General features: G+C 70.9%; 11 protein-coding genes. 8 read left to right on the plus strand and 3 right to left on the minus strand.

Annotation, left to right across the window (positions count from 1 at the left end; genetic code table 11):
• Positions 1 to 59: 59 nt before the first annotated feature.
• Positions 60 to 1,304 carry a YncE family protein gene (locus tag AB0D34_RS22095; protein WP_362663863.1) on the plus strand — a complete coding sequence of 415 codons (1,245 nt, stop codon included), beginning with the start codon at positions 60 to 62 and terminating at the stop codon, positions 1,302 to 1,304.
• Positions 1,305 to 1,567: 263 nt separating this feature from the next.
• Here the strand turns inward: AB0D34_RS22095 and AB0D34_RS22100 are convergent, their stop codons facing one another.
• Both AB0D34_RS22100 and AB0D34_RS22105 read right to left on the minus strand, forming a co-directional pair.
• On the minus strand, positions 1,568 to 3,421 hold the full coding sequence (locus AB0D34_RS22100; RefSeq protein WP_362663865.1) for an endoglycosylceramidase: 1,854 nt from the start codon (positions 3,419 to 3,421) through the stop codon (positions 1,568 to 1,570).
• Between the two features lie 59 nt (positions 3,422 to 3,480).
• Positions 3,481 to 5,397, minus strand: a complete 1,917-nt coding sequence (locus AB0D34_RS22105; RefSeq protein WP_362663867.1) for a translation factor GTPase family protein — start codon at positions 5,395 to 5,397, stop codon at positions 3,481 to 3,483.
• A 226-nt stretch (positions 5,398 to 5,623) separates the two neighbouring features.
• Here AB0D34_RS22105 and AB0D34_RS22110 point away from each other — a divergent pair, with 226 nt between their 5' ends.
• From AB0D34_RS22110 to AB0D34_RS22140, 7 genes are read left to right on the plus strand one after another with little or no spacing between them, the layout of a single operon-like run.
• Positions 5,624 to 6,094 carry a (2Fe-2S)-binding protein gene (locus tag AB0D34_RS22110; protein WP_362663869.1) on the plus strand — a complete coding sequence of 157 codons (471 nt, stop codon included), beginning with the start codon at positions 5,624 to 5,626 and terminating at the stop codon, positions 6,092 to 6,094.
• Positions 6,091 to 8,436, plus strand: coding sequence for a xanthine dehydrogenase family protein molybdopterin-binding subunit (locus AB0D34_RS22115; RefSeq protein ID WP_362663871.1), 2,346 nt, complete (start codon positions 6,091 to 6,093; stop codon positions 8,434 to 8,436). Before AB0D34_RS22110 ends, AB0D34_RS22115 begins: the two co-directional genes overlap by 4 nt.
• Positions 8,433 to 9,287 carry a xanthine dehydrogenase family protein subunit M gene (locus AB0D34_RS22120; protein ID WP_362663873.1) on the plus strand — a complete coding sequence of 285 codons (855 nt, stop codon included), beginning with the start codon at positions 8,433 to 8,435 and terminating at the stop codon, positions 9,285 to 9,287. Before AB0D34_RS22115 ends, AB0D34_RS22120 begins: the two co-directional genes overlap by 4 nt.
• Positions 9,284 to 10,162 (plus strand): MoxR family ATPase, encoded by an 879-nt coding sequence (locus tag AB0D34_RS22125; RefSeq protein WP_362663875.1) that lies wholly within the window; start codon positions 9,284 to 9,286, stop codon positions 10,160 to 10,162. The genes AB0D34_RS22120 and AB0D34_RS22125 overlap by 4 nt, the downstream gene beginning before the upstream one ends.
• Before the next feature lie 5 nt (positions 10,163 to 10,167).
• Positions 10,168 to 11,262, plus strand: a complete 1,095-nt coding sequence (locus AB0D34_RS22130; RefSeq protein WP_362663877.1) for a VWA domain-containing protein — start codon at positions 10,168 to 10,170, stop codon at positions 11,260 to 11,262.
• A complete protein-coding gene (locus AB0D34_RS22135) occupies positions 11,255 to 12,355 on the plus strand; it encodes an XdhC/CoxI family protein (RefSeq protein ID WP_362663879.1) in 1,101 nt (366 codons plus the stop codon). Before AB0D34_RS22130 ends, AB0D34_RS22135 begins: the two co-directional genes overlap by 8 nt.
• A gap of 19 nt (positions 12,356 to 12,374) precedes the next feature.
• The gene (locus AB0D34_RS22140; RefSeq protein ID WP_362663880.1) at positions 12,375 to 12,995 is read left to right on the plus strand and encodes an SRPBCC family protein; all 621 of its coding nucleotides are present in this window, start codon (positions 12,375 to 12,377) and stop codon (positions 12,993 to 12,995) included.
• Between the two features lie 36 nt (positions 12,996 to 13,031).
• Here the strand turns inward: AB0D34_RS22140 and AB0D34_RS22145 are convergent, their stop codons facing one another.
• Positions 13,032 to 13,532 carry a metallophosphoesterase gene (locus AB0D34_RS22145; RefSeq protein WP_362663882.1) on the minus strand — a complete coding sequence of 167 codons (501 nt, stop codon included), beginning with the start codon at positions 13,530 to 13,532 and terminating at the stop codon, positions 13,032 to 13,034.
• Positions 13,533 to 13,568 lie beyond the last annotated feature (36 nt).

Consider the following 13,568-nt stretch of genomic DNA (forward strand, 5'->3'; position numbering starts at 1 on the left):
CGTCTTCAGATTCACTGCCTTGGCATGCCCACATCATGAGCCGCTCAGAGGGAGTCCCCATGCCCGTTCTCCGACCGAGGCACCTGTGTGCCATGGCCGCCGCCGTCGTCCTGACCGTCACCGCGCCCGCGACCGCCGCCTCCGCCGCGGACAGCGCCGCGCTCCGCCAGGTGCTGTTCGTGGGCAACAACTGGGACGGCACGGCCGACGTGATCAAGTCCTCCGGCGATCTGGCGAAGATCGGCCGGATCAACGTCATCCCCGACAAGGACGCCCGGATGGCGGCGATCAACGCCGACCCGATCAAGTGGATCTACTTCATGGCGATCCGCAACAGCGTGGGCGAGGGCCACGACCAGTTCGTCGACGACATGTACTCCACTCCGGACGGCAAGTCGGTGGTCGTCTCCCGGCCGAGCTTCGCGGACGTCGTCTCGATCGACCTGGCCACCGGGAAGATCAACTGGCGTTTCGCGGTGTCGGGTTACCGCTCGGACCACATGGCGGTCTCCCCCGACGGCACCCGGGTCGCGGTGTCGGCCTCGACCGCGAACACCGTGCATGTGCTGAACATCAACACGGGCCAGCAGCTCGGCTCCTTCGCCACCGGCGACAAGCCGCACGAGAACATCTTCACCAAGGACGGCAAGTACATCTGGAACATGGCGATCGGTGATGTGAACACCGACTCCGACGCGCCCTGGCTGGACTGGACGAAGGGCGACCGGCACCTCACGGTCGTGGACGCGACGACCTACAAGCAGGTCAAGGTCATCGACATGCGGGAGAAGCTGGACGCGATCGGCCTCACGGACTACTCGGACGCGGTCCGGCCCGCCGTGTTCTCGCCGGACGAGTCCAAGCTGTACTTCCAGGTGTCGTTCTTCAACGGCTTCTTCGAGTACGACATCGCCACCGACAAGATCACCCGGACCAAGACCCTGCCGAAGAACCCGGCGACCAGCGACGACCGCACCACGATGGTCAACGACTCGCGCCACCACGGTATTTCGATGAGCCCGGACGGCAGCAAGCTGTGTGTCGCGGGCACGATGGACGACTACGCGACGGTGGTCAACCGCACGACCCTCCAGGAGGGCCCGCTGGTCACCGCGTCCAAGCCCTACTGGGCCACCGTCAGCGGGGACGGCAAGAGCTGTGTGATCTCCGAGAGCGGTGCCGACCAGGTCACCGCGATCGACTTCGCGACCGGGCAGAAGACGGCGTCCGTGGCGGTGGGCGACCATCCGCAGCGGGTGCGGCTCGGGCATGTGGCCGCGGACTGGACGAGCCCCTCGTCGTAGGGATCGTCGACGATCCACGGTCCTGGCCGGTCGAGGGTCCAGGTCGGCGGCGGCGACGATCACGGTCTGCCCTCCGCCCGGAACGGACGGTCGCCGTCGCCGCCACCCATACCGCGGGCACCCCGGCGTGCGGTTCCACCGCCGAGGTGCCCGCACGGCGTTGCCCCCGCCGGTCGAGCAGCGCGGACGTCGCAGCCGGGCCGGGTGGGCCTCGTCGTCGAGGCGCACCCGGCCCTGCTCCCGTGTGGGGGACGCGGGCAAGGTCAACCCATCTTCTGGGCCACCCAGTTCGCGAGCTCGGCCTTGGCCGCGCTCAGCAGGGACGCGGACGGCGAGGTGGCGCCGTTGGTCACCAGCGCGTAGTGCAGGACGCCGGAGTCCGAGTCGGTGAGCAGCAGCCGGCGGCTGCCCGTACCGCCCGGCTCGACGGCCGTGCCCACCGGGGTCGACGAGGTGTACGCCGGCGGGCCGTACACCGTGCCCAGGTCGGAGACGACCGTGGTCGTCGTGTTCGGGAAGGAAGCGGGCAGGTGGACTTCGGTGGGTGCGGAGCCGCTCCCCGACCGCCACACCAGCACCGCGTACTGTCCTGACCCGACCAGCGACGACACGTTCGGCAGACTGCTCGGCACCGGGTTCCAGGTCAGGGTCGTGGAGCCGTCGCGTGAGCGGTCCTCGTAGGTGAAGGCGACCGTGGAGCCGGAGGTGGCGCTCGGGTAGATCCGGTCCAGGAGCCGGGCGTCCTGGCGGAGCACCGCGGTGCCGGAGTCGTTGAGTTTCACGGCCGACAGGTCCTCGTCGTTCCAGGCGTCGCCCGAGGTCATGACCTTGTCGGGGTTGTCGTTCATCAGCTCGTGGTGACGGCCGTTGTAGATGTCCCACTGCCACTGGCTGCCGGAGAGGACGGGTCCCGAACCCGCGGGCGTGGACCACCAGTTGGCGCCCTTCACCCGGGAGTCGAGGGCCTGGTACATGGCCTTGAGGACGGTCGGCGCCTTGCCCGCGGTCGAGCCGTTCAGTGGGTGCCCGAACTCGCTGACCACGGACGTCGTCCCGAGGGCCGAGGCCCGGTCGCGGACGGTGCCGAAGTCGCCGACGTACTGGCCGTCGGAGGCGTTGCCCCACATCAGGATGCCGGAGATGGCCTTCTGGTCGTAGAAGTGGGTGTTGAAGACGTACCGGGAGCCGAGCGTGCCGGCGTCGAGGAGGCCGCCCTCCTCCTTGCTGACGTTGCCGTTCCAGAAGAGGTTGGGCTCGATCATCGTGGGCTTGTCGGTCCAGCCGGCCGCGTCCATCCGGGCCCGGAACTTCACGTAGAAGGGCCACAGCACGTCACGTTCCCAGGTGCGGCTGTTCTGACCGGAGTCGTAGGTGCCGGCGTAAGGCTCGTTGTAGGGGTCGAAGCCGACCACGCCGGCGAACTCCTCGGCGCTGAGGTTCGTCTTGATGTACGCCATGGTCTTCTGGGCGGTGGCCAGGAAGTAGTCCTGGAGGCCGTACTTGTTGTGCCAGAAGTCGTACTGGCCGGCCTTCACCGCGCCGTTCGAGGTGATGTTCTGGCCCCACATGATGCAGATGCCGCAGGACTCGGCGGGGTAGTTGCCGAGCGCCACCGCCCACGCGGGAGCGCCGTCACCGGTGTACCAACTGCCCGAGTTGAACAGCCAGCGGGAGTACAGGTCCTGGTGGAAGTCGGGGTAGACCCGGATGCCCGCGTCGAGGAACGCGCGCATCTGAGCGGTGGCGTTGGCCAGGTACGTGGTGTCGACCTGGCCCTTCACCGGTTCCGCGTAGGCCCATGAGAGCAGGAAGCGGACGGAGTTGCCGCCACCGAGGGCTCTCAGCGCGGTCGCCGACTTCTTGGCGTCGGCGACCGAGGCGAAGGGCAGGCCCTTGTTCTCGGCGAGCTTGGTCTCGCCGGAGACGTTGTAGCCGCGCAGCACGACCTCGCGGCCGTTGCCGTCGACGAAGCGGCCGTTCGCCACGGTGAGGGCGGTGCCGTCGAAGGACAGGGAGTCGGCGATGGTGGCGGCGGAGGCGGACGGGGTACCCGTGACCGTCAGGAATCCACAGAGGACAACCAGAACAACGAGCAAACGCGCGCGTATATTCGGCATGTACCTTACAGTCCGACTCATCCGGCACACCGTCAACACTTATGACTGATGAGTAAGTTTCAGCTTTTCCGGGTAGGGGACGGTCGAAACGGGACATTGCCGTAGGTGATCCGCGCGTAGTGGTCGAAGGCGCTCTCCAGCTCGCCCTCGCCGCGGGTGAGCCCGGGCAGCCGCTGTTCCAGCGTGTGGAGCCGGGCCGCCGGTACCGAACCCTCCACGCAGCAGACGCCTCGGCGGGTTTCGGAGGTCTCCGGTACGGCCCGCAGCGCGGTCAGCGCCGGCAGCAGGGTCCCGAGGGTGTCGGCCGGGGCCTCGACACGGAACCGGTGCATGGGCTCGTACACCCGGGTGCCCGCCCGGCGCAGCGCCTCGGCCAGGACCAGCGGGGTCACGCCACGGAAGTCGGCGCCCGTGCTGGACATGCTCTTGTTGAAGCGCTGATGGGCGTGGCTCTGCCGAGGTGAGTAGCCGGAGTGGGTCATGGTGATCGTGCAGTCGGTGACCTGCCAGCCGTACAGACCCTGGCCGAGGGTCTCGTGCACGGTGTCCTCGACGGCCTTGAAGAAGGCGTACGGCATGGCACCGAGCTCCACCTCCAGCCGGAAGTCGACGCCCGAGCCGACCGGTGCCGGGTCGACCCGCAGGCCGACCGTCGCGAGGAAGGGGTTGCCGTCCTTCTTGTTGAACCGGACGGCCGCTCCCGTCCCGGCGGGCCGTTCGACGCACAGCGGTGAACTCTCCCGGAAGCCGACGTAGAGGCCGAACTCCTCGGCGAGCGTGGCCTGGATGACCTCCTTCTGGACCTCGCCGTAGAGGGAGACCGAGGTCTCCTGGCGTGTCTCGTCGTGCCGGAGGTCGATCAGCGGGTCCTGCTCGGCGAGTTGGACGAGGGCCAGGTGGAGCGCTCTGGGGTCAGTGTCCGGGCCCGGTACGACGACCGTTTCAAGGGAGGGCGGGGCGAAGAACTGCCCGTGAGATGTGCGGGGTTCGCCGAGCACGTCACCGATGCGGATGCCGGTCAGGCCCCACAGCCTGGCGATCCGGCCCGCGGGGACCGTGTCCTGACGGGTCTCGGCACCGCCGTCGAAGACGCTGATCGCGGTGATACGGCCCTCGGCGCGGGCCTCGCCGAACAGCACCCGGTCGCGGACGCGAAGCGTGCCGGAGAACATGCGGGCGTACGCGATCTTCTCTCCGGCGGGCCCCCGCTCGACCTTGAAGACCGTGCCGGAGACCGCCGCTGCGGGGTCGCCGTCGGTGCCGGGCAGCAACTCCCAGACGCCCGCGATCAGTTCGGGCACTCCGGCGCCCGTGACGGCCGACCCGAAGTACACCGGGTGCACCAGGGCCTGCCGGGTCTGCGCGACCAGTGCGCTGCGCAGCATGTCCTCGTCGACCCGGCCCTCGACACAGGCCGACAACAGGTCGTCGTCATGGTCCGCGAGGACGTCGTGGGAACCGAGACCCGCAATGAAGCAGGCATCGCGGGTGCCGAGTCCGGTCACCGTGCCCATCGGTACGACCGCCTCGGTGAGTCGCTCGGTGACGGCCCGCAGGATCCCGTCGTACCGGGCCCCGCGCCGGTCGATCTTGTTGACGAAGACGAGGGTCGGGATGCGCAGCCGCTGAACGGTCCGCATCAGGACCCGGGTCTGCGCCTGGACGCCCTCGACGGCCGAGACGACGAGCACGGCGCCGTCGAGCACGCCGAGGACCCGCTCCACCTCGGCGATGAAGTCGGGGTGGCCTGGGGTGTCGATGAGGTTGACGGTCACGTCGTCGACCGCGAAGGAGACCACGGCGGACTTGATGGTGATCCCGCGCCTGCGCTCAAGGGCGAGGGTGTCGGTCTGGGTGCTGCCGGCGTCGACGCTGCCGATCTCGTCGATGACTCCGGCCGAGTGCAGCAGCCGCTCGGTCAGGCTGGTCTTACCGGCGTCGACGTGGGCGAGGATCCCGAGGTTGAGCAAGTGCACGAAGCGTCATGTCCTTTGGGGAGAGGGAGTTTCCTTCCGGGTGGGACATGGACGCAGTGCGCATGACGGCTCCTGGATCGTGCGAGGCAAAGACCCGAGAAGTGCAGCAGGTGCGAGCCCTCGGCGGCAACGGATTAACGCTCAACCAGTCGCGTCCCGACCCTCGCCCCCTCCCCGGAGCGGTCCTAGAGTGACGCACATCACGTCCGTGGTCCTGGGAGGGCACATGACCCGTATCTCGGTGAAGGTGGACGGCACGGTGTATCAGGACGAGGTGGAGCCCCGTCTTCTGCTGATCCACTACCTGCGTGACCGGCTGGGCCTGACCGGCACCCCGATCGGCTGCGACACCTCCAACTGCGGGGCGTGCACGGTCGATCTGGACGGTGCGAGTGTCAAGAGCTGCTCGGTCCTCGCCGTCCAGGCCGACGGCAGCGAAGTGACCACCGTGGAAGGGCTGGCCCGGGACGGGGAGCTGACCGGCCTCCAGCGCGCCTTCCACGAGCGGCACGCCCTCCAGTGCGGCTACTGCACCCCCGGCATGCTCATGGCGGCCCGCGACCTGCTGCGCGAGAACCCGCACCCCACCTCGGACGAAGTGCGGCACGCCCTGGAGGGCAACCTCTGCCGCTGCACGGGCTACCAGAACATCGTGCGGGCCGTGCTGGCCGCGTCCGACCAGGGGGTGACGACATGACCGAGGTCGGCTCGCCCCGTCTGCGCAAGGAGGACGCCCGGCTGATCACCGGGCAGACCCGCTGGACCGACAACATCGACGCCACCGGACTGCTGCACCTGGCCATCCTCCGCAGTCCTATGGCGCATGCCCGCGTCGACCGGGTCAACGTCTCCCCCGCGCTCGAACGCCCGGGCGTGGTTGCCGCGTTCACCGGCGCCGACCTCGCGGAGGGCATGGGCTCCCTCCCCTGCGCCTGGCCGGTGACCGAGGACATCGTGCTGCCCGACCATCCGCCGATCGCGACCACCGAGGTGCGCTACGCGGGCGATCCGGTCGCCGTCGTCGTGGCCCGCGACCGCTACGCGGCCGCCGACGCCCTGGAGGCCGTCGAGGTCGACTACACACCCCTGCCACCGGTCCTCGACCTTGAACAGGCACTGGCCGAGGGCGCCCCGCTGGTCCACTCCGACAAGGGCACCAACCGCTGCTACGACTGGCCGCTGCGCACCGGCGAGGACTTCGAGACGGTACGGCAGCGCGCCGAGGTGACCCTGAAGCGCCGCTACCACCAGCAACGCCTGATCCCCAACGCCATGGAACCGCGCGCGGTCGTCGTCACCCCGATCGCCGCCTCGGACGAGTACACGGTGTACTCCTCCACCCAGATCCCGCACATCCTCAGGGTCATGCTCGCCGTGGTCACCGGCGTCCCCGAACACAAGCTGCGGGTGGTCGCCCCCGACGTGGGCGGCGGCTTCGGCTCCAAACTCCAGGTGTACGGCGAGGAGGCGATCGCCCTCACGGTCGCGCGCCGCCTCGGACGACCCGTGAAGTGGACCGAGTCCCGCTCCGAGGGCTACCTCGCGACCCACCACGGCCGGGGCATGATCCAGGACGTCGAGATCGCCGCGAACCGCGACGGCGAACTACTGGGCCTCAAGGCCGACCTGCTCGTGGACATGGGCGCCTATCTGATGCTGGTCACGCCGGGCATCCCGATCCTGGGCGCGTTCATGTACCCGGGGATCTACAAGATGGGTTCCTACGAGCTCAACGTCACCGGCGTCTTCACGACCAGGACGCCGACGGACGCCTACCGCGGCGCCGGGCGCCCGGAGGCGACGTACGCCATAGAGCGGATCATGGACGATCTCGCGGCCGAACTGGGCCTGGATCCGGTGGAGTTGCGGCGGCGGAACTGGATCCGGCACGAGGAGTTCCCGTACACGACGATCGCGGGCCTGACCTACGACAGCGGCAACTACGAGGCCGCGACCGAGAAGGCGTTGGCCCTCTTCGACTACGACAAGCTGCGTGCCGAGCAGGCGGACCGCAACCAGCGAGGGGACACCGTGCGCCTCGGGATCGGTGTGTCGACGTACACCGAGATGTGCGGGCTCGCGCCGAGCCGGGTGCTGAGGGATCTCCGATACGCGGCCGGCGGCTGGGAGGCGGCGAGCGTGCGCATGCTGCCCACCGGGAAGGTCGAGGTGGTCACCGGGACCAGTCCGCACGGGCAGGGCCATGTGACCAGCTGGAGCCAGATCGCGGCCGACGTTCTCGGGGTGCCTTTCGACGACGTCCAGGTGGTGCACGGGGACACCAAGGCGGCCCCGCAGGGCATGGACACCTACGGCTCTCGGTCGCTGGTGGTGGGCGGGACGGCGGTGCATCACGCGGCCACGAAGGTGGTGGACAAGGCCAGGAAGATCGCGGCCCATCTGCTCGAAGCGAGCGAGCAGGACCTGGAGTTCACCGACGGCGCCTTCTCGGTGAAGGGTTCTCCGGACGCGCGCAAGACCATCCAGGAGGTCGCCTTCGAGACGTTCACCTCGCACGACCTGCCCGACGGCATGGAGCCCACGATCAACGCCGGGCACCTGACCGACCCGGACAACTTCTCCTATCCGCACGGCACCCACCTGTGCGCGGTGGAGGTCGACACCGAGACCGGGCAGACGCGGATCAGGTCGTACGTCAGCGTCGACGACGTCGGCCGGGTCATCAACCCGATGATCGTCGAGGGCCAGGTGCACGGCGGTCTCGCCCAGGGCATCGCCCAGGCCCTGTTCGAGGAGGCGGTCTACGACGACGACGGCAACCTGGTCTCCGGCACGATGGCCGACTACCTGGTGCCGTCGGCGCCGGACCTGCCCGAGTTCGTGACGGACCGGACGGAGACGCCCGCGACGACAAATCCCTTGGGCGTCAAGGGCGTTGGCGAAGCCGGCACCATCGCGTCCACCCCCGCCGTGGTCGGCGCGATCGTGGACGCGCTGCGGCCGCTGGGCGTGCGCGACGTTCGGATGCCCTGTACGCCCGAGCGGGTCTGGCAGGCCCTGAAGGAGGCCTCGGCATGATTCCTCCTACCTTCGAGTACGCCCGTCCGGGCAGCGTCGAGGAGGCGGTGCGCGCGCTCTCCGGGGCGGGCGAGGACGCCAAGGTGCTGGCCGGCGGGCAGAGTCTGCTGCCGCTGCTCAGGCTCCGGCTGGCCTTTCCCGAACTGGTCGTCGACGTCGGACGCGTCCCCGGGCTGAGCGGGGTGCGCGAGGAGGGCGGCACCCTGGTCGTCGGCGCGATGACCACCCACCACGACGTGATCGGCGACCCGCTCGTGCGCCGGTACGCGGGGCTGCTCGCCGCCGCCACGGCCCGGGTCGGCGATCCGGCCGTACGGCACCGGGGCACCGTCGGCGGCTCGCTCGCGCACGCCGACCCGGCCGGCGACCTGCCCGCAGTGGCGCTCGCCCTGGACGCGGAGTTGGTCGCCGTCGGACCGGGCGGCCGGCGCTCGATCCCCGCGCGGGAGTTCTTCGTCGACTACCTCCAGACCGCGCTGGAGCCCGAGGAACTCCTGGTGGAGATCCGGATACCGAAGACCGACGGCTGGGGCTTCCACTACGAGAAGTTCCATCGCGTGGCCCAGTCCTGGGCGGTCGTCGGCGTGGCCGCGCTGGTGCGGCGGGACGACGGGCACATCGCGGAGGCCCGGATCGGGCTGACCAACATGGGCTCCACTCCCCTGCGGGCCACGACGACCGAGGAGGCGCTGACCGCCCGCGGAGACGCCCGGGCCGTTGCGCGGGCTGCGGAGTCGGCAGCCGAGGGGACCCGGCCCTCGCAGGACCTGTCCGGGTCGCCCGAGTACCGGGCCCATCTCGCACGGGTGCTGACCAGGCGGGCGGTGCTGGCCGCCGCCGGAATGGGGTGATCAGGGACGTGGACGGCCCGGAAGAGGTGCGGGCCCGCCTGGAGGAGACGGGGTATCTCGTCGACGACGGGCTGGCCGTCGCCTGCTTCCTGGCCCTGAGACTGCACCGGCCGCTGTTCTGCGAGGGCGACGCGGGCGTCGGCAAGACCGCGCTCGCCGCCGCCCTCGCCAAGGCGCTCGGCGCCCCGCTGATCCGGCTCCAGTGCCATGAGGGCATCGACGCCTCGCAGGCCCTGTACGACTGGGACTTCCCCCGTCAGCTGCTGCATCTGCGGGCCGCCGAGGCGGCCGGTGCCGTCGACGCCGACCGGCTGGAGAGCGAGCTGTACGACCGTCGCTTCCTGGTCGCCCGGCCGCTGCTGCGGGCCCTGGAGACCTGCCCTTCGGTGCTGCTGATCGACGAGATCGACCGGGCCGACGACGAGTTCGAGGCGTTCCTGATGGAGCTGCTGTCGGAGTTCTCGGTGACGATTCCGGAGCTGGGGACGTTGCGGGCCGAGGTGCCGCCGGTGGTCGTGCTGACCTCCAACCGGACCCGTGAGGTGCACGACGCGCTCAAGCGGCGCTGCCTCTACCACTGGTTCGACCATCCCGACTTCGACCGTGAACTCGCCATCGTGCGGCGGCGGCTGCCCGGTGTGTCGGTGCGGCTGGCCGAGCAGGTGACGGCGCTGGTGCAGAAGCTGCGCTCCGAGGACCTGCTCAAGCCGCCGGGCGTGGCCGAGACGATCGACTGGGCGGAGGCGCTGAACGCGCTGGGCGCGCGCGAGGTCGACACGGAGCTGGCGGTGGCCACGCTGGGGTCGGTGCTGAAGTACCGGGAGGACGCGGAGCGGGCGCGGGGGTCGCTTCTGACGGCTCTGCGGGACGGGTGATCGCCGTGACCGGGAGGGCCGACGCCGTCTTCCTCGCCTTCGCCCGCGCCCTTCGCGGGGCGGGTGTCGACGCGAGTGCCGAGCGGGTGCACGCCTTTCTGCGGGCGGTGGCCGAGCTGGGACCGGAGCGGGTGTACTGGGCGGGGCGGCTGACGCTGTGCGCGAGTCACGAGGACCTGGAGCGCTACGACCAGGTGTTCGCGGGCTGCTTCCGGGGCGTTCCGGCCGAGCGGCGGGCGTCCTCTCCCGGACTGCGGCTCACCGTACGGGACGCGGAGGGCGGCCTTCGTCGCCGTACGGACGACCACCCCGAGGCTCCGCGGGCCGCCGCCCTCGCGAGCTCCGCCGAGGTGCTCCGCCACCGCGACCTGGCCGAACTGGACGCCGCCGAACGCGCGGCCCTGCGTCGGCTGCTGGCCGCGTTCGCACTGCACGGACAGACCCGCCTTACCGCACGTCGGCACCCGGTGAGGCGCGGGGCCGTCGATCCGCGTCGGACCGTGCGGGAGTTGTTGCGGCGAGGTGGGGAGCCGGCCCGTCTCAGGTACCACGAGCGGTCCGAGCGGCCCCGCCGGGTCGTACTGCTCGTCGATGTCAGCGGTTCGATGGCGCCGTACGCCGACGCGTTGCTGCGCTTCGCGCACGCGGCCGTCCGGGGCGGCCGTACGGAGGTGTTCACGTTCGCCACCCGCCTCACCCGGGTCACCCGCGAGCTCACCCACCGCGACCCGGACCGGGCGATGGCCGCGCTCGCCGCCGCCGTACCGGACTGGCGTGGCGGGACCCGGCTCGGTGAGCTGCTGCGGGAGTTCCTCGACCGGTGGGGGCAGCGGGGCTTGGCGCGGGGCGCGGTGGTCGTGCTGCTGTCGGACGGCTGGGAGCGTGGCGATCCGGAGCTGCTCGCGGCCCAGATGCGACGCTTGCACCGGCTGGCGCACCGGGTGATCTGGGCCAATCCACGCAAGACGCGTCCCGGTTACGCACCCCTGGCCGCCGGGATGGCGGCCGCGCTGCCGAGCGTGGACGCGTTCGTCGAGGGGCACAGCCTGGCCGCGCTGGAGCGTCTGGCGGCGGTGGTGAAAGGAGCCGACGATGCGTGACATCCTCCCGGTGCTGAACGGCTGGTACACGGCGGGAGTGCCGTTCGGTCTGGCCACGGTCGTCTCGACGAGTCGCAGCGCGCCGCGTGATCCGGGTGCGGCCATGGCCGTGGGCCCGGACGACGAGGTCGTCGGCAGTGTGTCCGGCGGGTGTGTCGAGGGCGCCGTCTTCGAGCTGGCCCAGGAGGTCGTGGCGAGCGGCGAGGCCCGGCTGGAGACCTTCGGGTACAGCGACGAGGACGCGTTCGCGGTGGGGCTCACCTGCGGCGGCGAGATCACCCTTCTCGTACGTCCCGTGACGGCCGCCGTGGATCCCTCGTTCGGCGAGCTCGCGGAGTCGGTGGCGGCGGGCCGCCCGGTGACCGTGGCGACGGTGACCGAGGGCCCCGCACAGCGTGGCGCCACGCTCGCCGTGTGGCCGGACCGGGTCGCGGGCACCCTGGGCACGACCGGTCTGGACGTGGCGGTCACCGCCGACGCCCGCGGCGAACTCGCCCTGGGTGCCACCGGGTTGAGACACTACGGACCGCACGGGGAGCGGCGCGAGGACGCGGTCTCCGTCTTCCTGCACTCCTTCGCCCCACCGCCCCGGATGCTGGTGTTCGGCGCGATCGACTACGCGGCCGCGGTCGCCCGGATCGGCGCCTTCCTCGGCTACCGGGTCACCGTGTGCGACGCCCGCCCGGTCTTCGCCACGCCGAAGCGCTTCCCGGAGGGAGTGGAGGTCGTCGTGGACTGGCCGCACCGCTACCTCGGCGGCACCGACACCGACGAGCGCACGGTGATCTGTGTCCTGACCCACGACCCCAAGTTCGACGTGCCCCTGCTGGAGGAGGCGCTGCGCCGGCCGGCCGCGTACATCGGTGCGATGGGCAGCCGCCGTACACACGACGAGCGGATGAAGCGGCTCGCCGAATCGGGGCTGACCGAGGCCGAGTTGTCCCGGCTGCGCTCTCCGGTCGGCCTCGACCTCGGGGCCCGTACGCCGGAGGAGGTCGCCGTGTCGGTGGCCGCCGAGATCGTCGCGCTGCGCTGGGGCGGCACCGGTGCCCCGCTGACGGCGACGGCGGGGGCGATCCATCCGTCCCCGTGAAGCCTGCCTGGAGGAAGTCATGGAACTGCACCACGAGTTCACCGTGCCCGTCCCGGTCGACACCGCCTGGCGGGCGCTCCTCGACATCGAGCGGGTCGCGCCCTGCATGCCCGGGGCGAGCGTCGAGGAGTACGACGGCAAGACGGTGACCGGCTCGGTGAAGGTCAAGGTCGGGCCGATCAGCGTGACCTACAAGGGCACCGCCGTCTTCGAGGAGCAGGACGAGACCGCGCACCGCATGGTGCTGATCGCGAGCGGCCGGGAGACCCGGGGCCAGGGCACCGCGCGGGCCACGGTGACCGGCACCCTCGCCGGACAGGACGGCGGTACGGTGGTGTCGGTACGCACGGACCTCGCGGTGACCGGACGGCCCGCGCAGTTCGGGCGGGGCGTGCTGGCGGAGGTGGGTGACCGGCTGGTGGGCCAGTTCGCCCGGTGTCTGGCGGAGCGGCTCGGCGAGCCGGAGGCGGCCCCGGAAGCGGCCCGGCCCGCCCAGGAGCCCGACGACGAGCCGCTCGACCTGCTGCGGGCCATCGGCATACCGGTCGCCAAGCGGGCCGCGGCAGCGGTGGCGGCGGCCGTCGTCGTGGTGCTCGCGGTCACGCGGATACGACGACGGCGGCGGAGTCGACGGGTATGAGTCCCCGGATCTCATGACTGTGCCGGTGCGACGGCGTCAGCGCGGGGGCAGGCGGTGCAGGCGTACGTCCGTGAGGCGGCCGTCGGCCGCGGTCGCCGTCATGTAGGTGCAGTGCGGCTGGCGACGGCGGTCGGTCGGCGAACCGGGGTTGAGCAGGCGCAGTCCGCCGGGGGCGGTGGTGTCCCAGGGGATGTGGCTGTGGCCGAAGACCAGGACGTCGGTGTCGGGATAGCGGGCGGCGCAGCGCGCCTCGCGGCCCTGGGCGGCGCCGGTCTCGTGGACGACGGCGAAGCGCAGGCCGCCGAGTTCGGCGTACGCCACTTCGGGCAGCCGCGCGCGCAGTTCGGGTCCGTCGTTGTTGCCGTACACCGCGACGAGCCGTGCGCTGCGGCTCTCCAGCAGGTCGAGGGTGGCGGTGTCCACCCAGTCCCCGGCGTGGAACACCACGTCGGCGCGCGGGAGTTCGGCGAGCAGTGGGGCCGGGAGCTCCTTGGCCCGTTTGGGCAGGTGAGTGTCGGACGTCAACAGCAGGCGCACCTCATCACCCTAGAGGGGCTTTCGTTCCGCCGCGCG

Origin of the sequence: Streptomyces sp. NPDC048420, from assembly GCF_040651535.1 — a bacterium.
Classification (GTDB): domain Bacteria; phylum Actinomycetota; class Actinomycetes; order Streptomycetales; family Streptomycetaceae; genus Streptomyces.